Genomic DNA, 20456 nt, shown 5'->3' on the forward strand with positions numbered 1-20456 from the left:
AAACTGTGTACTTTATTCAGCTTTCAATGTGCATGAAAAATGGGCATATTTTATGCCAGAATTGGTTGTCAGGCCACAGAAAATCAAGGTTTTCGGACGGCCTGAGGGGGGGTATCGTCCAACAGATTGCAGGCTGTTTATGAACGGCTGCGACAGCCCGGCATTTTCTTCAGTCGAGACAGCCCAGCAATCTCTTCAGCCTTGACATCTCACGGTCTTTATGCAGATACCATTCCGTCGACCAGATACGGATATATTTCCACCCCATCCTTTCCATGACTTCCTGGCGCAGGCGGTCCCTGTCTCTGGTGTTTCTGATATGATGATAATTCTCTCCGTCAAACTCGATACAGCAAAAGCAGTCCGTCTCGCCTCTGCGTCGCAGCGCAAGATCTGTCTTGACCTCTGAATAGCCATAATTTCTGAACACTTCAAATCCACACCCTTGCAGAAATTTTTCCGCCTCCGTCTCCATGTTCTGAGGGGTCTTCGTCTCGAAGGCTACCGGACAGCTTCTGTTCAGGGTTCCAATACCTTTTTCCGCATACTCCAGATAATGCCGGAGAAGAGTTACCCCTTCAGGAGTCTTCTGTGTCAGGCGAATATCCTCGCAGTTTATGGAAGCGACAATATAAATATCATATTTTGCCCGCGTTACAGAGACATTCAAACGTCTCTCTCCATTTTTTTCATTCAATGAGCCAAATGAAGACGTCATCTGTCCCGAGGCGTTCTTTCCAAATACAATACTTAGGATGATGGTATCTCTTTCATCTCCCTGTACCGACGCAATATTTTTTACAAAAAAGGGCTCTACCCGATTGCTTTCAAAAAGCGGATTCAGATCTGAATTCTCCCTTCTGCGTTTTTCAAGGAGTTCTCGGACCAGATTCTCCTGTTCACCGGTAAAACATACTACCCCCAGACTTCTTCCGGGGTGTTTCCGAACATGTTCGATAACCAGTTCAACCACCGCTTCCGCCTCTTCTGTATTCACCTTGTGTCTCGCGTCATAGTTCCCCTTCACATTCTGATAATGCACGCCCTCCGTTCTTCCCTGCAAAGCAGGTGTTGGAAAAGTTGTCATGCTGTCATTGTAGAAGTAGTGATCAGAAAACGCAATGATATCTTCCGAACGACTCCGATAATGCCATTTCAGGCGAAGCTGTGGCAGTGACATGGCACTGAAATCAAGCAGAGACAGTCCTGATGATTCCGGAGGCATCTGCCTTGGATCTCCTACAACGATTACCTGGTCTGCCCGGCTGATGCACGGCAAGGCTTCCTCTATTGTGATCTGGGATGCCTCATCAAAAATAACCGTGTCAAAATGAATATCTTCAGGCGTCAGATAACGGGATACACTTTGCGGGGACATCATGAAACATGGTTTGATATCTGTCACCATACCGCCATATATCGACAGAATCTCCTGCAGAGATCTTCCGCTCCGCTCCTCAATCAAAAAACCGCTTACCTGACTTCCCGCACCGCTTACATCCACAGAAGGCCTCCGAGCCGCCAGCGACTTGCTGATAAAACGACGGTTCCTGTCGAACTGCACGCGGTCCTCTATCCGGAATTCTTTTACCATACGGTCATGTCCTTCTCGTGTAAAAGCCTCTATCTGCGGAAGAGAATGCTGCAGCTCATCTATCCAGCCTCTCAAAAAAGTCTTGCGATAACATTCAGCAAATTTTTTCTCTGAAAAGCCCTGATCAATCAGAGCATTCAGATAATCCAGATCGCCATGGCTCTTCATTCTGTCCAGTACAGCCTGCATTCGCGTCCAGCTGTCCAGAACGCCAAACCGGTCAAGGCAGCTCTCCAATCTGGCCAGCAGTTTTTTCATATTTGTCTCGCTAAATGATACAATATCGGGATCAAAGTAATCCTGAAGCGTCATTTCTCCCTCCGGCCAGCGCCTGTCTATCTCCCTGAGTCCGGCTGACCAGATTTTACACATTCGCTTCAGGCCTTCAAACCGGGTCCCTTCAAGCGACGCAAAACGTCCGAAATCAACACCTGAGCCGGCAAGCGCCCTGAACCGGTCCAATTCCTTTTTTATTTCTTGCCAGTTCGAATCCATTCCCCGGTACATCTTCCCGACGCGCCCCTCAAGAATGTGTTTCGCCACCTCTGCTTTTTCTAGATTTCTCCGATAATCGCTCAAACGCTGCAGGTCTGTGACCGCTTCCGAAAACGACGGTTTTCTCTCATCCAGACGATATGTACGCAGCCTTATCAGCAAGGCTTTATATTCTCTGTTCATTATCCTCGACACAGGACTTCCATATTGCTGCAATTCCTGCAGCAAATCCTGACCGTTCAGACTGATAACCTCTGCACGATAATCGGAAAAAATTTTATCTTCCAGTTCCTGCTGTTCCTCTGCCAGTTTTTCCATCAGAGACAACGCATCGCTGATTTGCATCAGTTGTGACGGATCCAAAAACTCCCGCGTCACCAGATCATCCTCTGCCATGAAATCAATCACTTTTCTGACTCGTGACAGTTCCGCACAGGTAGAAATTGTCAGGCCGAGCAATCTGGGGACCTCTCCGACCAAACGGATCTGTTCTTTCAGCCGACCGCAGGTATTTTGCAGTAAGCGTCGAATAAGATTTCTTTTTTCCGCAGAAACATCCGCTTCGATGTATCCATACCATGGACATAAATGATAATCATATGCAACATCAGGAACAAGATCCGCATATTCGGTCAACAGGCCCTCTGTAATATCCCCATCCTCACTGCTCAAATCCTCGATGTTCTCTGGCAGATAATTCACGTCCGGAACCTCACTCATCCCGGCGAACTCTTCATAGAGCTGCCACAGAGACTTTCCGCAACGGGAATCCACCTGATGCAGCTGTTCCTGATAATCATTCAGCGCACGCATGGTCTCTCCACAGCGCTTTTTATTTTCATCTTCATCCTCTTCAGCAGCGCCTTGCGGCAGATGCATCGTGTGATAGATATCACCGAGGATCTTGCGTTCCTCCGCTCTCTGAGAATGAAGCCGAAGACAGCTGTCTCCCAGACCCACCATATCCAATTTATGGTACACAATATTCATCGCTGCCCGTTTTTCGGACACGAAAAGGATTTTTTTCCCCTCCGCGAAAAATTCCGCTATCATATTAGCGATTGTCTGGCTTTTCCCCGTTCCCGGAGGTCCTTCAATAACCAGACTTTTTCCGGATCTCGCCGCCTCAATTGCCTCAATCTGGCTGGAATCCGCATCCACAACCGTGTGAAGAGCCAGTCCTGTATCGTCCGGCATCTCGGAAACAAAACCGCCGGGATCAAAACTTTGATCCGCCTCTGTTTTCTTATCATAAACAGCCTTCACAGACGGCTGATCAAGCATCCACTCACCGTGCTCCTTCAAGTCAAATAAAATGCTCTCATTTTTCTTTGGCTCTTTTTTCAGTAATGTAATGAGTTTTTCCAACTCACTGCGATTCATAGTCTTTTCCCCTCAAAGAAATCGATCCTGTTGTTCAATCTTCCGCCGGAATGCGTATGGATACTGCCTGCCCGGCACAAATACTCCCGGAAATATCAACAAAGAATATCCACAACCTCGCCGATATACATGTCGTGATCCGCCTGCCCCTCATAGTACTGCTTCACGATATCCGCCGGGATATTTGCGGGATCCAGTGTCTGACGGAACAGCTTCCGGCAGACCAGCGTCACTTCTGCCTCGTGGAACGTCACCGTCTCCCCCGCCTTCTCAGGGGTGAGGCCGGAATCCTTCATCTTGTCCATTTCTCTTCCGGACTTCGATCCGAGAACGCTCAGAACCTTTCTGCAGGACTCCGGATAGAAGCTGACCGTGAAGTATTCACCGTTGTCCATAAACTCATGGGTGTAACGGGATTGTCTGACATAGACCGTCGCCACCGGCTTCCCCCAGAGCGTTCCAAGACCGCCCCAGCTGATGGTCATGGTATTGAACTTCTCCATCGAGCCTGCCGTCAGCAGCGCCCACTTCTTATCAAACTGTTCAAAAATATCCATTGCAAAACTTACCTTGTGATCCATAACTGTCTTCCTTTCTCTGTTTACTGTATAAGTCCAGTCGCAATGTTCTTGGCCCACGGGGAGCTTGCTCACCAGTGGACAGGAGAGTCCCATCGAGGCTCCCTCCGTCCACAGAAGAATCCGGTCCTTCGGAAGTTCCTCCGGAATCCGGATGCTCCCGCTGTCATGAACCGCCATAGAGCCTCCCTTCACTGTCTCCGGCAAAAACGAAATACACATCCGAAATAAATAGCCCGTTGCTACAGTAGAATTCAGCATCTCCGTGGTTCTGTGAGGCGATATTGGCAATGCTGGTCAATCCGATACCCACCTCTGCTCTCTTGCTGGAGACAAAGAATCTCCCCCACTTTCTGGGTTTTTCGCCTACGCTGTTTTCCATATGAATAACCAGTTTTCCCATATGAACCAAAGCAGAAAGCGCAATCGTCTTCCCGCCTTCAGAATTATCTCCCGTCATCCTTCCGACAGCCTCCGCGGCATTCTCCAGCAGGTTTCCGAAAATCACACACAGATTCTGCTCCATGCTGTGGGAGGTGTCTTTGGGAAGCGCAATATTGATCTTCACCTTTGCGCCGGCATTCTCTGCCATCTGCACATAATAGGTAATAACCGCATTGATGGCGATGTTCTCCGTGTATCGGATATCCTTGTGGCAGGGAATGGCACGACCCAGTTCCTCCAGGTAGCTCTTCAATTCATCCAGCCTTCCCTCCTTGAGATACTCCTGAAGAACTGTCAGCTGATGGCGGTAATCATGCCGCTGCCTCCGCAGTTCTCTCTCATGTTCCAGCAGGCTGTCCTGGTACTTTTTCTGCTCATCGACCTCTCTGTTCATCAGATACAGCTGATACTCCTGCTCCCTTTCCCGGCGGGAAACCTGAATGGACCTCCGGATCTGAACGCCGCCGATCATACACATAAAGATGCAGAAAATCAGGGACCCAATGAGGAAATAGCGGGATGTGGCATACGCAATGCAGTTCGCGTAGTACACCAGCTCCATGATGCATGACACACACATAATCAGCATAGGCATCATCCACAGCATCCCCGCCTTGTTTCTGCGCCAGACTGCCTCATAGATAACCATTGCCGTATAGAAAAATACACTCGCCGGAAGAAACACCTGGAAAAAACGCGCACTCTGAGGGAACATCAGAGTACCTGTCATCTGCAGAACCAGGGCGGTCAGTATGGCAATCATGTGAATCACTCTCAAAATAAAACCGGGCTTTTTATAGCGGAATTTCACACTCTCCTCCACCAGATACTCCAACGGCAGAAGCATGCAGAAAAAGCTGAGGTAGTTGAGCAGATACCAGAGATTCGGAACATTCAAGAAGAAGTACGACATGTCAGATCCGGAACATCCCCACAGCCCGGTCAGTGCCATGAACCCACCGAGCCAGAGTAGAATCATGCCGCTCCGGTCGAGCTGCACAACCATGAAGGAGACGATGGTCAGAAGGATTCCGAATAAAAGCATGACAAAGCTTCCCGCCAATTCGACGCCCATACGCATCATTAAATCCCGGAAAAGACCGGACTGGTTTGCCACGCGCAGAGCAGAGATTGAAAGCGAATTCCTCGACGCAGGGGATATGTAGTGCAGAGTAATCCGCACATTGCCCAGCGTCTGCAGAGGAACGAAATGAATAATCGTTCCCGGATCCTTCATAAAGGATGGCCGATCCTCCCTCTCGCCGCAGGAAAAAACCTGCTTGCCGTTAATCTCCACGGTCATCGGAGCAAAGGCCGTCCGCACCTCCATGTAGCTGTCTGCCCGTTGATTCCGAAAGGTAAAACTGACCTCTGCCTCCGTGCCGGGAGCAAGGTCAGACAGATTTGTCGGCAGCGTCATCTGTTGTGTGGAACCATTCACGGTAACCTCTGCTGTATCCAGCTTCTGAACAACAATTCCGCCACCACTTAAATCATCCACCTTGAGATACGGACTCAGCTGAGCAAGAAGAAATAAGACACACAGGACACAGACTCCCATCCAGATGAAGCAGATCCATATCCTGTTTTTATTCAGAAATTCTGCAATTTTATACACGTTCCATTACTCCTGCCCGGTCCGGGCGATTCCATACAGATAATCTGACTGCTACCATTTTAGCATATCCCAAGGCGATTGCAAACGGGGCGGAACTGTCGGTTTCCCCCGGTCCGCTGTCCCGGAAAGCGTTACAAAAACGCAGATAATACTGAAATTTCCGCACCGGCAAGGTTCCCTGACAGGGCAGGCACACCGTCATATATTTCAGCCGGGCGTACCGGCACATTTCTCAGCACCTGCACATTTCTCAGCACCTGCACATTTCTCAGCACTTGCACATTTCTCATCGGAATAATATACTACAAAGAAACAGCCTGCGCGCCAGGAGCCGGAAGCATTTTCCCCGGTTCCGGAGAGGATTGCCAATGATTCAGTTAACCGATTACCTGTACTCCGGAGATACCGTTCTTCATATCATCCGCAGTTACTCAAGAGATCTCATGGAGAGTGCTTCAAAAACCCATAATCTTTTGGACCGCTCGCACGCGAATTTTCTGCTGCAGATGGAGGAGCTGCTGGAGCACAACAACTTCCTCACCTCGCAGTCGCAGAGAATCCGTGAATTCTATCAGTATATGGCGGAGCACTACGGCAATTACTCCTTTACATTCCGCGGACGGATCAAATCGCTCATCCGCACCGAGGAAAAATTCAACGGCTACATCGTGAGCCACATCTACAATTATCACTCCGAACACGGAACATATCCGCCCGTTTCCGAGCTTCGCGATGAAATCAATCGATTCAAAGACCTGATTGCCTATCGCATCGTCCTCTCTCTTCCCGCCTGCCATCTGAAGCCCGGCACGGACCGGACGTCTCTCGAGGAAAAAACGCTGTATGAAATTGCGAATCTTCTGCCGGATTTTCTCGAAGAGAGGGGCTTTACCGCACAGCTTTCCCACACAGACCAGCCGGTTTCCTCACCTCTTCTGAATGAAAACGTACGTCCATACTACAAGGACTACATTGCCAATCCCAAGGAGGGCGGCTACCGGTCTCTTCATCTCACCCTCTTCGACAACCTGGCGCGAAGCTATACAGAAATTCAGCTCCGCACGAAGGACATGGACGATCTTGCCGAAATCGGGCAGGCAAATCACGGTCTTTATGAAAAAAGGCAGGAACAGGAACGCAGCCGCCGGAGAGAAATCCCCGTGGGCGAATGCCCCTGCTTTGACGAGGCATATGAACGTATCCTGAACCTGCAAAATCTCGATCTTTCAAAAATCAATGTAAATATGTTCGCCGCGATTGACAACTATCGCATCAATGACGGGTGCGGTCTGTATCACGGGCGGCTGATCCTGCCCTACGAGCATCTCTCCCGGTTCCAGAACGATGAAATCGGCTGACGCCGGGCGTCTCACAGCCTGCATCTTCTGCAATCCGGCAGAAGCCGGGCATCCCGCGGCTTCCAGAATCTGCAATTCGGACGATGCCGAGCCGCACTCACAACCTCCATCTTCTGTCCTTACCGGTTTGTTCGTAGTAATGGCGCTTCACATCGCCCATCTCACGCTCTGCCGTTGTGGTAAGTTTGTTCATGTCGATCTCTTCTTTTCGCATGCTCGAGACTCCGACAGATACCGAGAATCCTTCTCTTTCCACCCGGGCATTCATCTCCGCGACCTTTTTCCGGACCTCCGCCGGATCTTCTTCATCTATAACAAAGGCAACAAATTCATCGCCGCCGATCCGGTACGTATCATCCGCACCAAACTGCTCCCGCAATGCCCCGGCGACACTCTTCAGCATCCGATCACCGGCCTCATATCCCAGCTCAACATCCACCTCATGCAGACGGTTCACATCCACGAACACACAGGACAGATTATTCTCACAGCGGTCCGCATAGGATTTCAGCCTCCTCTCATACAGATTCCGGTTGTTCAGGCCCGTCATCAGATCCGTTTCACTGAGATACTTCCACTTCTTCTCATAATATAGCCTCTGAATCTTGATTTTTGACACATAGGTGCTGATCGCGATGCTCAGCGCGGCAAAGAAACAGGCATGAATGATATCCTTTGCCAAGATACTTCTTGAATCGTGAAATACCGCAAAGACGATGAATACCGCCGTACATCCCACAATATAAGAACCGATCCGAACAGGATAATCCGTGAAAAAAAGCGGCAGCACCAGAATGAACGCGATATATTTCACCGCCATCATATCCGGATTCATCAATGTGCTGAGTACTATGCTGTATCCCATCAGGATGCTGATGAAGCCGTACATCTTCAGCGTCGTATTCCTCCCGGCCTTGTTCCCGGCAAAACGGACACCAAAGAAAACCAGAAAGATACAGATCATCAGCGAAAAATAAATCCAGAAATAGAACATACGGCTTCGGTAGACGAAGTATACCGCAACAATCGCCGGCACGGAGAGTACACTCAGAACACCGGACAGAAACACCAGATTCTCGTAATTTTCCTTCTGAATACGTTTTACAAGCGCCGCATGTTCCTCTTCTGAAAAATCGACTCCGAAAAAAGAGTTTGCCTTTGTAAAAAAATTCATACCCGCTTTCAACTGCTCCCTGTGTCAGATTATAGATAAATTGTGCTACCGCTTCGTACCTTGTGTGAACGGATGCGGCTCACTGCTCGCGTATATTTCCTTCACTGTATTATGCTGTTTTCATTCCGTGCTGTCAATGCCATACTTTTCCCACAGGATTGCTGTGTTTTTATTAGCCGGGATTCTCCCACAGGATTGACACGCCGGGATTCTACCACAGGATTGCTGTTTCTTTCTCCATCCTCGTCAAAAGATGGTATACTGACTGTATTCGTAAATATCAGTACCCTCCCTCTTCACGCCTCGCCGCCACGCTGTAAGGTTCCGGTACTGTTTTCCCGTATATTCTTCTTCCATATATTCTTGAGAAAGGAACCATTTGTGTCGTGAAAAACATTCTGCTTCTTTCAGATGGCTGGCGCCGTTTCATCATATCCGCCTGGAGCACCGGAATCATGCAGTACATGAAGGAGCACGGCGGATTCTCACTTTCCGAATTTCACAGCTGGGGCAACTGGAGCCATGATCCGGAGTTCAACAAGGGCGAGTATTCCATCTTCACCCTTCCGGATTTTTCCTCCTATGACGGCATTATCGCTGATCTCACCTGCATACAGGATACGATTGTGCGCTCCCGCATCGCACAGATGATTGTGAACAGCGGTGTCCCCGCCATTACACTCTGCAACCAGGAGAAAGGGATGACCTGCGTTCGCAGCGACAACTATAACGCCGTCCGACAGCTCTTCAACCATCTGTGGACTGTACATGGCTGCCGCAGCTTCTTTTTTGCCGGAAGCAGCGGTGAAATGTCAGAGTCCGCAGAGCGCAAAGCGGCATTTATCGACTGCTGCTCCCAACACAATATTCCACTCACAAAGGATATGTTCCTGGAAAATGATTTCAGCGTCACCACCGGAATTCAGACAGCGCGGCTGTTCTTCCGATCTGGCAGCACAGGGTCCACCGACGCAGGAACCAATGCAGGCAAAGATGAACCGATCCGCCCAATCCCGGATGCCTTCATCTGCGCCAATGACAACATCGCCATTGGAATTCTCATAGAAATGAAAAAACACGGCTGGCTCTGCCCGCGGGACTTCAAGGTTACGGGCTTCGACAACCTCGACAAGGCCATGTACTATCAGCCCCAGGTCACAACCGTTACCCTTGACCGGGAGCGGATCGCCTATCATGCAATGGAGATTCTCGACCGCATGATAAACGGTCAAAAGGTGCCTGAAAATGTCCACACCCCTGCCCGCATCATCTATGCAGAAAGCTGTGGCTGCCAGACCTCCTCCGAGATCAACTACCGGGCGTACCTGGCCTGGCAGGTCGAGGACAGCATATATGTCGATGACCGAAACGAACGTTTTTCCGCGATGGTCTCCTCGCTGGATCCTTCCCTGTCTCTCCCGGAACTGATGCAGCGCATCGCGGACTCTTATGCCTCAATGGATCTCGACGGTGCCTACATCGTTCTCGACGATCGGATCGGAAGCGGGGAATTAGAGGAAGGCTGTTTTACCATGGAACACCTGAATCTCATCGAAGCCAGAGAAAATGTCCCGGAAGCGCAAAAAGAGCCGGGACGGTTGCGGTCGGACTGTGCGGACAAAGAACGTATCCTGGAAGTGCAGAACGAACCGGGCATGCGGCCCATCCGGTTCAAAAATATAGATGCTCTGAGCAAGCACCTTGACGCGATCCGGGAGGGATCCTATACCCTTGTATTGCCGCTTCATATCCGAAGCCTCTGCGCAGGGTTCGTCATTCTCCGCAATCCTCGTTTTATCATAAAAGAATGGCGTTTTTATGAATTTCAGGATATCGTGCTCCACGCGCTCACCGAATGGGATACAAACCGAAAGCTGGTGAACTCCCTCTCCACCCTTCGCGAGATTTATTACCGTGATCTGCTGACCGGTCTGTACTCCAAGAACGCCTTTGAACCGCGCTTTCTTCCATGGCTCTCAGGCGAGCTTGACAAAGGCAGGTTCATTGCAATATTCTTCCTGGATATTGACGGCTTCAAAGAGATCAACGACACCAGAGGGCACGCCTACGGTGATCACATTCTTCAGGTGACCGCATCCGCTATTCTGCGCGCCGTCCCGCCGGACAATTTCACGTACCGATACGGCGGCGACGAATTTGTTGCGATCATCTCCTGTCAGAACCAGGAAACCATCGCACAAAGCCGCAGGCGTATTCTTGAATTTCTGGCGCAGGATCAGATTTCTGCCAGCATCGGCACCAGCTACCCGGTCCTGGACTGCCCGCCAGACCAGCTTTATTCACGCATCGAAGAATATATTCACGATGCCGACGAGGACATGTACCGCTGCAAAAAGATTCATCACGCGGCACGATAAATGCCCCCTGATCGATCATCCCGGATGCTGTGGAGACGGAATTCATCCCTCAGATGAATACGTCCCACAGCATCTTTGTAAAGTATTCCTGTTCGAAAATAAGATTCAGATTCTAACTTTTTGCAGCCAAAGCACAGCCGAAAGCTAATAGTCTTCTCTCAGTCTCTTTTCAATATCAGAGGCACTGTATAATACTCTGGTTACCGTGACAGCCTCTTCCTTGAACACATAAAATACTGAGTAATTATCTACTAACATTCGCCTAAGGCCTTGCGAGTGCTCCGGTTCAAAGTCTACCAGCCTGAATTTCTCTGGAAAGCAGCCCAGTCCAAGTACACAATCCGCTATTCTGTCATACTGCCCCATAGCATTTTCCGGTGATTGCAAATTAAACGCGATATACTCATATATCCCATCCATATCACGCAATGCTTTCTCAGTAATTTTTACCGGATATTCTCTCATCTATGACTCTCTCTAAATGCTGTAAATGCCGCCTTTGCATCCTGTACTCGTCCAGCTTCAATATCCTCAAAGCCTTCCTGCAATTTTGTATGAATCTCTGCAGTCGTCATTAAATCCGCATTAAGATCATCTGGTGCCTGAGGTAATGCAACTCTAAAAGGGATTCCACCGGTGAGCGTAATCTGCCTTAAATACATATCAATAGCTGTAGACATAGGAATTCCAAGACGTGAAAGCACATCTTCAGCTGACTTTTTCGTTGCAGGATTAACTCGTAAATTGAGTGTTGCCGTTTTCTCCATATTATCCACTCCTTTTGTTCATTGTAACGCTATATACGTTACAATTCAAGCTAGAGTTATGCCCGTTTCAAGTGATAATACATTATTTCAGCTCAATGACCGCCCGCAAGCCCGAGCTCTTCCGCATGATCCTTCATACCGCGAATGCAAATCTCCGCCACTTCCCGGACATCCATCCCAAGCATCTCACAGCCGCAAATGATCAGAGCGCGGTCGCATTTGGCCGCAAAACTCTTACTCTTAAACTTCTTCATGAAACCTTTAATATCCATGTCGGTGATTCCGTTTGGCCGCATCCGTGCCGCTGCCTGAATAATGCCGCTGAGCTCATCCACGGTAAAAAGGCTTTTCTCCATGTCGGTCTCCGGCTTCACATCCGTGCAGATGCTGTACCCGTGGCTCATGATTGCTCTCACATCCTCTTCCGGAACCCCCTCGCCGAGAAGCTCCTTTTCCGTATGCTGCAGATGCTCTTCCGGAAATTTCTCATAATCATAGTCATGGAGATACCCGACCGCCTCCCAGTGCTCCCTGTCCGCCCCGAAATGCTCTGCCATCGCACCCATACACGCCGCCACGTTCGCCGCATGCAGCTTCAGATGTTCCTCCGAAACCATCGTATCATTGATCCGTTTTGCCTCATCAATTGTCAGTTTTTCCATGTCTGCCGCTCCTTTAATGTCAAATGTACCACCATTATGCGTTTTTCAATTTTTATGTCAACGTCATCTTTTTACCTCTGAGGTTCTTTCATCAAGCTCTCTGCTGCCAATATCTTTTCATTTCCCGATCCACAACCCCTCTGCCGGCGATATCTTTTCATCTCCCGATCCATAAGCCCTCTGCCGGAAGTATCCTTTCATTTCTCGATTCTGGATGATGCCGCAGCATAAAACGCCGGATACGTTTCCTTCAAATACCGCACATTTCCGACCCAGTTCATCAGCATGAGACGAAGAACCTCTTCAAAATCCTGATTAAAGTGGTAGATATCCTCCTTTGACAGATCATCCCAGGTTCCACGAAGTCGGAATTCATCCATCAGATGAAACACGCCCCACAGCATTTCCGTGAAGCATTCATGTTCGATGATCAGCGGGTTGGATGCGATCACCAGAATATTGGTCTGGTTCGCCGTTATGATCTGCCGCGCCTTTGTATACCCGGCCGCGTCAATGTGAACCGCCAGCTTTACTTCCTGTATTCTTTTCCGGATCTCCTCTTCCGTTCCGGGCAGATCTGCTCCCGACCTCACGACCTCGTGGATGAAAGCATCCGCGTTCGTCATCCCGAGAATCTCGTGCATCAGGTAAGCTCCCATACCTGTGAAAAACGAGCTTGTCAGCATTCTCGTTTTTTCCAGGCGGTCTTTTTTCTCCCGATCATTTATGATCTCCCCGACAGCCAGGGTCGCGATCGCTATCGTGACCGGCATAAACGCCAGGTCCTGAAGAATGTAGAACGCTGTCGTTCTCTCATCGTGGAAAATCGCAATCTGCAGCAGGTAAATCGCCGCCGACACCGCAATCAAGATCATTACCACTTTCCGGGTTGTCTTTCTATCCATACACACCTCCGCTGCATAATTGTTTACAGCTGTATTTCTGCCCTTGCACACCTCCGCTGCTAAGCGGAAACCGGATCTTCCTTCATATACGTCCCAGTCATCTCATCATATTTGCAAAAGAATTTCTCCTTACGATAATATCACAAGAATAAAATTGTAACCACTTCACATCAATGCAAAGGATCCTCCCATGCCCGACCGGCCGATATACGGACGCGCATGGAAGGATCCCCGCGAATAAATACAAAAATATATGGTCAGGGTTTAGTCGAGATGATAGATTTCCTCCATATCTGACCAGAATTCCCCTTCTTTTCTGTCATCCAGCGGCTGCATCAACGGCTTCACATGATCCCACCAGTCCTGTGTAGCCGGGTCTGCTGCCATCATTGCCATATCCCGGTCGTAATCGTCTCCGTCATACTCGAAGTAAGTAAAGAGATAATCTCCTCTCGAGTAAATCGAATAATTCTTCAGGTGACATTTCCGGATCATCTCGTTGACACCGGGAAACGGATTCGCGTGATATTTTTTATACTGTTCCAGATCACCCGGCTTTATCCGGATCATCTGTCCGAATCTCTTATTCATCAGTATCTCCACCTCCTGACAGAGTCAAGCTCTCACAATCTGTTAGTCGTAAATTTTGGTTGCTTCATCAAACAGAGCTTTTACATTCCTCGGCGGAACATCCGGCTGCAGACCCTCATGGCTCGGTGAAATAATCAGTCCGGTGGGGAACAATTCCCGCAGCTCCCGGACCTTTGCACGAACCTGCTCAGGGGTTCCGTTCGGAAGCAGATCCTGTGTATCCACGCCTCCGCAGAAGGATACCTTACCCTCGAATTTTTCCTTCAGGTTCTTCGCATCCATGCCTGCGGCAAGTGCCTGAATCGGGTGGATGGCATCTACACCTGCCTCGATCAGCATGGGGATCGCATCCACAATGGATCCGCATGAATGATATATGATTTTTACACCGTAAGAATGCGCCTGATCAATCAGCTTTTTCGCTCCGGGAAGAATGAACTCCCGGATAACCTGCGGGCTGACCATAAGGCCCCGCTGGCTTCCGATATCATCTCCGATCAGCATCGCATGAACCTTCCCCTTTGTCGCCTCGAGGAATATCTTCTGTGCCTTTAAATAAAAGTCCACGATATGGTCATCCACATAATGTACCATCTCCGGATCCTCTATCATATTCATCAGGGCAGTCTGCATTCCGAACGCCGCGCATGTGTCCTGAAAGTGACAGGCCCACATCAGAGCAAAAACCGTCTTGTCCGCCGGTGCCTCTTCTACTCTTCTTTTGCATTCTTCAACGCTGATATATTTCTCCGGATCCGGCCAGGGGAAATTGACTGCCTTCACATCGTCCAGATCCTCACAATGTGCGAAGCACCCGTCAGCCGTAAGTGTCCTGTGCTCCGTGTCCACATTACTTCCGTTCATGTACCAGTCAAACGCTGCAAAGATGGCCGAACAATGCGGCGACTCGTATGGGATATCCACAGCGTAGAAATCATCTCCGCACACCTTCTTCAACTCATTGACATTGTCCACTCCATAAAACTCGCAAAGCGCCGGCACAGCGGCAAGTGTCGGGTCTCCCAGCCAGCAGGCGGGACGATCTACCGGTCTGCGTTCAATGGTTGCGTAAAATCTTTCAATGCTATTCATTCTCTGGACCTCTCTTACACAAAATATAATTCGTAGATTTCACTTCGTACGTTCCACTTCATGTGTTTCAATTCACACGTTTCAGAACTTCGTATGTTTCACAATGTGATAACAACTTCAAATATCAACTTCAAATACAGCACAACGCTCAGAATATTAATGTCTGCAGGATTACCCGGCTGTGCAGCACGTTGAATTTTACAGCATTTATGTTTATTGTGTGCTCACCTGTTTTTTCTTCTTATCATCACGAATCCGGAAAATGCCTCCAGACAGCTTTGTACTCATGATCAGCACGATCAGAAGCAGTGCTCCCCAGATCAGGCTTGCATAATATGTATTAAGATTTGCAAACATATTTACACCGGAAGCAATGATCTGAATGATAACAATTGCCAGAAGGAGATCGGAGATCTTTCCCATTCCTCCGTCCGGCAGAATACCGGCAAGGACAAGGATCAGAATCACCCGCATCACATAGGACGAACCATAATCCGCCTTGGCGGATGCCATTGTCGATACCATGATCAGGCTGCCTACACCGGAAATCAATGCTGTGAGCACAAATGTAAGAATGACCACACGGTCGGTGTTGATGCCGGAATACCGCACCGCTTTAACATTCGTTCCGATCATGTAAATCATCTCTCCGTACACCGTGTAGCGAATGATCAATGCACAGCCAATAAACGCGACGATAAAGATAAACAGCGGAAACGGAAGAAAACCAAACAATTGTGAGTGCCCGATTTCTGTATACATAGCAGGAAGGCCGGTAACGGTATTTCCCTGTGTGAGGGCCGTGGATAAGCCCTGCCATACCAGCTGCATGGCTATCGTAGCCATGACCGGAGGAATTCCCAGTTTTGTGACAAGTATTCCATTAATACAGCCGCCAATCAGGCAAATCAGAAGCATGATCAGAATTCCTGCCAGAATAACAGCACGTACATGCCCTTCGGACGCTCCCTCCGGTGCGTTTGCCGCCATAAACCGCACGGCAAATATCGTTGCAAAATTTCCCAATGCCACAAATGACATATCAATATTGCCGGTTAAAAAACAAAACATTACGCCGAGTGTCATCAGACCGTACTCGGGAAACTGCATCGCCATTCCGTACCATGCATCGCCAGTCCACAGAAGGCTTCCCCTGGTAATGGAGAAAAACACCAGAACTGCAGCCAGCATAACGAGAAGCATGACCGTGTATTGGTTTTTATTTGCGAAACTCTTGAATTTCATCTGTCCCAGCCTCCTTATCTGCGCTGTCTCTTTGCCTGTACGGCTGAGATCGTAATGCCGATCAATATCACCAGTCCATTGAAGAAATTCTGCCAATAAGAGTCGATTCCTACCAGGAGCATGCTGTTGGACACAACCGTGATCAGCCCGATCGCGCAGATTGTTCCAAACACAGTGCCTTCTCCTCCGAAGATACTCGCTCCTCCCAGGATAACCGCTGGAATAATTGCCATTTCCTTACCGACCATGGCCTTCGGGATGGACTGTCTTGCAAGACAAACCCGTACCATTCCGATGAATCCCGCGAGTGCGCCGACTACAACGTACAGGATAAATTTTGTGCGCTTCACATTATATCCTGCCCGTTCCGCGGATACTTCATTGCCTCCGATTGCGTAAAGCGCACGGCCGAACATTGTTTTCCGAAGAATGAACGAGGTTACGGCGATCATGATGATCAGAAAAACAATTGAAGTTGTCAGCGTCGACCGCTGTCCCTGTGAATTGTAAACCTCAAAGAAATAACTCTCGCCAAGCGCCCGGAACGATGCGGGAAGAGTCGAGGTTATTTCCTTCATCTGAAATAATCCCATGGTCAGACCGGTGAAAAATGTCTGTGTACCCAGCGTAACGATCATCGTATTGAGCTTGAAATTCGCGATAATCCAGCCGTTAAAGGCTCCAAGTATTGCTCCAAAGAGTATTGCAAGCAGAAATCCCGCAAGCGGATTTGTCTCACACCACCCCTGATTGACACAGATCGTCGTTGCCGCCGAATATGCAAATGCGGAAATTGCCGGAAATGACAGATCAAATCCGCCGGAAATCATAACGATCAGACAGATCAGCGCGAACATACCATCTACTACCATGCCCCGGAGAATCGTGACGAGCGTCGTCGGTTCCAGCAGCTGCCCGTGAGAGATGATCTGAACCCCCACCACCAAGGCGATGAGAACAATAAAAATATAAAATTCCGTCCGTTTCGTCAGACGTTTCCAAGCTGTTTTGTTCATTGCAGATGCCCCCTCAGTGAATGATTTCCGTGATCCTCTGATCCGTGATTTCTTCTGATTTCATCTCTCCGACAATCGAGCCTTCTTTCATGACAATGACCCGACTGCAGTTCGTCACGACCTCAGATATATCATCCGATATAATAATGACCGCCAGCCCCTTATGCGCCAGACCGTGCACAAGATGGTGAATATCCTGCTTGGCGCCGATGTCAACACCTACAGTCGGCCCGTTCAGAATCAGAATATCCAGATTATTGTTCATCCACTTTGAGAGAACAATCTTCTGCTGATTGCCTCCGGACAGTGTCTGTGCATATTTGTGAGGATCATCCGTTGCGATCGAAAATGTCTTCACCCACTTGCAGGCCTCTGAAAAAAGCTTACGATGGTTCAGAATTCCTCTTCTGGAAACCTTATCAAGAGATGCAAGCATGATATTGTCCGCGATCGGCTGCCGCATACACAGTCCTTCTGTCAGGCGATCCTCCGGAACATATCCAATCCGAAGCTCTTTTGCCTTTACCGGCGATTTGATATTGACCGGCTGTCCGTTCAGAAGAATTTTCCCCGAATCCGGATGGATGAGGCCAAACAGACTCATGGCAAGCTCTGTGCGGCCCGAACCAAGCAGTCCGGTAATTCCCAGAATTTCTCCCTTTCTCAGCTGGAAACTAATATCGTGATAATAAGGATCTGCGCTCAGTTTTTCTACCTCGAGCACCGGTTTTTCCTGGATGTGCTCCGGAACAAACGGGTCCGGCTGAATCCTTCTTCCGGTCATATAATAGGAAAAATCATCCGCAGTCAGCTCTGTGGTGGGCCCTTCAAAGACATTCTTTCCGTTACGCATGATACATACGTCATCCGAAATTTCAAAAATCTCTTCCACCTTATGACTGATAAACATAATGGCGATTCCCTCTTCCTTCAGTTTTCTCACAGTACGGAAAAGAGCATCTACCTCTCTCTTGGTGAGCGCTGTCGTCGGCTCATCCATGATGATCAAACGGGCATTGAAGAGAAGTGCCCGGCAGATAGCCACCAGCTGTTTATCCGCCACGCTCAGCTCTCCCATTTTTACATCCAGATCAATCTGGTATCCGATTCTGGCCAGTGCCTCCTCAGCGGTCTTCGTCCACCGTTTACGATCAACGATTTTCCTGCGGTCTGTTATCTCTGAATTGATCGCCAGATTCTCGCGAACCGTCAGATTCGGAAAAATGGAAAGATCCTGGTAGATAACCTGAATTCCGAGCCGGGTCGCCTCAGCCGGTGTGATTCTGTCCAGCTTCTGTCCCTGAAAAATGACCTCTCCCTCATCCCTCACGTATACACCGGATATAATTTTTACCAGGGTAGATTTCCCGCATCCGTTCTCCCCGGCAAGACACATTACCTTTCCCGGACGGATATGGAAATTCACATGATCCAGTGCCTGCACTCCGGCAAACGCTTTGCAGATACCGGACATCTCAAGTAAATATTCTGACATTGATTCAAGCTCCTTCTCTATTGATATCACAGGCTTCACTTCGTAGAACAGGAAGAGAATGCAGCGGGATTCTGCGCCCTTCGCGATGTTACCTCTCTGTCGCGATGTTCGCGTTAAGAAAGCCGGGTGTTATATCGCAGAGATCCGGCCATCCTGCCAAATGCAGAACCAGGCCGGATCTCCTTTTCGTAAACGAGATAAAACACGCTGCGCGAGTTTTATCTCGCTATCGCGACGCTCGCCGCACACGAATACTTCGCATTCGGCTGCGGCTCACTGTTCGCGTAAATCAGAATCCGAAATCGTCTACATTGTCGTTTGTGATTGCAATTGCGCCATCACCAACGATCACCTTATCATTCAGCTTAACCGCCTCATAGCCTTTTTCCTGCAGATCCATTCCGTCTTCAATCTTCTTTCCGTTGAACAAATCTACACCGGCATTCAGCATAACCTTAGCTGATATTGACGGATCCCAGAGCGCGACACTCTGAAGCGTACCGTCTGCCAGATAATCCTTTACCTCACTGGGCATTGCAACGGAAATTGCGAATACCTTGCCCTGCAGTCCAAGCTCCTGAATCGCACGCGCTGCACCAGGTGCATCAAAGGAACCGGTTCCCAGAATTCCCTTCAGATCCGGATATTTCTGCAGCAGCTGCTTGGTAAGCTCATAAGCTTTCTCTGCATCAGAATCATCCGCCACTCTCTTATCCGCTACAAGCTCCATGTCCGGATATGCTTCTTCCTGTCGCGCAACTGCTGCATCTGCCCAGTTATTCTGTGACTCCATCGTCATAGATCCGACCATGGTGATATACTGTCCCTTTTCACCCATGGATGATGCCAGCTGATCCATCAGGAAGCCGCCCATTCCGGCCTCATCAAAAGCTTCCACATCATAATCGATATTCTCCATTCCGGAAGCCTCTGTCGAGATCACGATAATTCCTTTGTCTCTGGCCTGCTTGCAGATCGCCTCACACGCGTCCGGATCATTGGGCGAGAAGCAGAGGATATCAACGCCCTGATTTACCAGATCCGTCATGATCTGAACCTGTGCCGCCGCGTCGATTTCCGTCGGGCCTTTGTAAATAACATCGTATCCCGTGTCCTTCGACCATTCTTCAACGCCCTTCTGCACGTAATCCCACCATGCCTGGCCCATGACCTTCGGCACAAATGCGATGGTCGGTGTGTCTCCGGTCTCGGCTTTCTTTACCTCCGCAGCAGCTTCTACCGCGGAAGTTGCGGATACCGATGTGCTCTCCGACGCTTCCTTCGTATCGGAGGATGCCTTTGCCGAACTGTCCGCGGTTTTCCCGGAGGAGCCGCAAGCTCCCATCGTCAGTGCCATTGCAGCAGATAGTAACGTAACCAGCAGCTTCTTTTTCATTTTCCATTTCCTCCTCATGAATAAATTAAAAATTTAATAACAGCGCTCCTGCAAATGTTATATCTACTGTAATCTTTTATAATATTATTAGGAATTCAATTTTTTCATGCATGTTGTCTTTTTTTTCAGATGTTGTTTTATAAATCCGAACAACAAATCGCCGCCACCCGTGAAACGGGTGGTTCGGTCCGGGCTATAAGCCCGTGTTGCTAGGCCAGCGTCTCAAGGCGCTGGCTTTCACTTTATGGCTACGGGAAGTTTCTTT

At 49.1% G+C, this 20456-nt stretch carries 17 protein-coding genes; 3 read left to right on the forward strand and 14 right to left on the reverse strand.

Annotated elements, in window-relative coordinates; genetic code table 11:
* The coding region (locus tag ACTQ1O_RS13890) for a hypothetical protein (protein ID WP_441487775.1) at nt 1-205 on the forward strand (205 nt) is incomplete at its 5' end.
* Here the strand turns inward: ACTQ1O_RS13890 and ACTQ1O_RS13895 are convergent.
* The 3 genes from ACTQ1O_RS13895 to ACTQ1O_RS13905 all read right to left on the reverse strand — a co-directional run bounded on the left by ACTQ1O_RS13895 (nt 170) and on the right by ACTQ1O_RS13905 (nt 6112).
* Nucleotides 170-3472 (reverse strand): AAA domain-containing protein, encoded by a 3303-nt coding sequence (locus ACTQ1O_RS13895; RefSeq protein WP_441487776.1) that lies wholly within the window; start codon nt 3470-3472, stop codon nt 170-172. The two genes, ACTQ1O_RS13890 and ACTQ1O_RS13895, sit on opposite strands and share 36 nt — an antisense overlap.
* Nucleotides 3473-3567: 95 nt before the next feature.
* Nucleotides 3568-4230 carry a flavin reductase gene (locus tag ACTQ1O_RS13900; RefSeq protein WP_441487777.1) on the reverse strand — a complete coding sequence of 221 codons (663 nt, stop codon included), beginning with the start codon at nt 4228-4230 and terminating at the stop codon, nt 3568-3570.
* The gene (locus ACTQ1O_RS13905; protein WP_441487778.1) at nt 4217-6112 is read right to left on the reverse strand and encodes a sensor histidine kinase; all 1896 of its coding nucleotides are present in this window, start codon (nt 6110-6112) and stop codon (nt 4217-4219) included. The genes ACTQ1O_RS13900 and ACTQ1O_RS13905 overlap by 14 nt, the downstream gene beginning before the upstream one ends.
* A 368-nt stretch (nt 6113-6480) precedes the next feature.
* Here ACTQ1O_RS13905 and ACTQ1O_RS13910 point away from each other — a divergent pair, with 368 nt between their 5' ends.
* The gene (locus tag ACTQ1O_RS13910; protein WP_441476001.1) at nt 6481-7470 is read left to right on the forward strand and encodes a guanosine polyphosphate pyrophosphohydrolase; all 990 of its coding nucleotides are present in this window, start codon (nt 6481-6483) and stop codon (nt 7468-7470) included.
* A 97-nt stretch (nt 7471-7567) separates the two neighbouring features.
* Here the strand turns inward: ACTQ1O_RS13910 and ACTQ1O_RS13915 are convergent, their stop codons facing one another.
* Nucleotides 7568-8644 carry a GGDEF domain-containing protein gene (locus tag ACTQ1O_RS13915; RefSeq protein ID WP_441487779.1) on the reverse strand — a complete coding sequence of 359 codons (1077 nt, stop codon included), beginning with the start codon at nt 8642-8644 and terminating at the stop codon, nt 7568-7570.
* Nucleotides 8645-9030: 386 nt separating this feature from the next.
* Between ACTQ1O_RS13915 and ACTQ1O_RS13920 the strand changes: the two genes are divergently transcribed.
* Nucleotides 9031-11022, forward strand: a complete 1992-nt coding sequence (locus ACTQ1O_RS13920) for a GGDEF domain-containing protein (RefSeq protein WP_441487780.1) — start codon at nt 9031-9033, stop codon at nt 11020-11022.
* Nucleotides 11023-11166: 144 nt separating this feature from the next.
* Here ACTQ1O_RS13920 and ACTQ1O_RS13925 read toward each other — a convergent pair whose 3' ends face one another.
* The 10 genes from ACTQ1O_RS13925 to ACTQ1O_RS13970 all read right to left on the reverse strand — a co-directional run bounded on the left by ACTQ1O_RS13925 (nt 11167) and on the right by ACTQ1O_RS13970 (nt 20191).
* Nucleotides 11167-11487, reverse strand: coding sequence for a type II toxin-antitoxin system RelE/ParE family toxin (locus ACTQ1O_RS13925; RefSeq protein WP_441487781.1), 321 nt, complete (start codon nt 11485-11487; stop codon nt 11167-11169).
* Nucleotides 11484-11789 (reverse strand): type II toxin-antitoxin system RelB/DinJ family antitoxin, encoded by a 306-nt coding sequence (locus ACTQ1O_RS13930; RefSeq protein ID WP_441475997.1) that lies wholly within the window; start codon nt 11787-11789, stop codon nt 11484-11486. Before ACTQ1O_RS13930 ends, ACTQ1O_RS13925 begins: the two co-directional genes overlap by 4 nt.
* A 92-nt stretch (nt 11790-11881) precedes the next feature.
* Nucleotides 11882-12451, reverse strand: a complete 570-nt coding sequence (locus ACTQ1O_RS13935) for an HD domain-containing protein (protein WP_441475996.1) — start codon at nt 12449-12451, stop codon at nt 11882-11884.
* Nucleotides 12452-12648: 197 nt separating this feature from the next.
* Entirely contained in the window at nt 12649-13356 is a 708-nt protein-coding gene (locus tag ACTQ1O_RS13940) for a hypothetical protein (RefSeq protein ID WP_441487782.1), read from the reverse strand.
* 264 nt (nt 13357-13620) lie between these two features.
* On the reverse strand, nt 13621-13947 hold the full coding sequence (locus ACTQ1O_RS13945) for an L-rhamnose mutarotase (RefSeq protein ID WP_441475993.1): 327 nt from the start codon (nt 13945-13947) through the stop codon (nt 13621-13623).
* A gap of 42 nt (nt 13948-13989) precedes the next feature.
* Complete coding sequence (locus ACTQ1O_RS13950; RefSeq protein WP_441487783.1) at nt 13990-15039, reverse strand: uroporphyrinogen decarboxylase family protein; 1050 nt, start codon at nt 15037-15039, stop codon at nt 13990-13992.
* A gap of 213 nt (nt 15040-15252) precedes the next feature.
* A complete protein-coding gene (locus ACTQ1O_RS13955; protein ID WP_441487784.1) occupies nt 15253-16284 on the reverse strand; it encodes an ABC transporter permease in 1032 nt (343 codons plus the stop codon).
* 14 nt (nt 16285-16298) lie between these two features.
* The gene (locus ACTQ1O_RS13960) at nt 16299-17300 is read right to left on the reverse strand and encodes an ABC transporter permease (RefSeq protein ID WP_441475990.1); all 1002 of its coding nucleotides are present in this window, start codon (nt 17298-17300) and stop codon (nt 16299-16301) included.
* Between the two features lie 13 nt (nt 17301-17313).
* On the reverse strand, nt 17314-18795 hold the full coding sequence (locus tag ACTQ1O_RS13965; protein WP_441487785.1) for a sugar ABC transporter ATP-binding protein: 1482 nt from the start codon (nt 18793-18795) through the stop codon (nt 17314-17316).
* Nucleotides 18796-19084: 289 nt separating this feature from the next.
* Nucleotides 19085-20191 (reverse strand): substrate-binding domain-containing protein, encoded by a 1107-nt coding sequence (locus ACTQ1O_RS13970; protein ID WP_441475988.1) that lies wholly within the window; start codon nt 20189-20191, stop codon nt 19085-19087.
* Between the last annotated feature and the right edge of the window lie 265 nt (nt 20192-20456).

The organism is Bilifractor sp. LCP21S3_A7 (genome assembly GCF_052118825.1).
GTDB lineage: Bacteria > Bacillota > Clostridia > Lachnospirales > Lachnospiraceae > Bilifractor.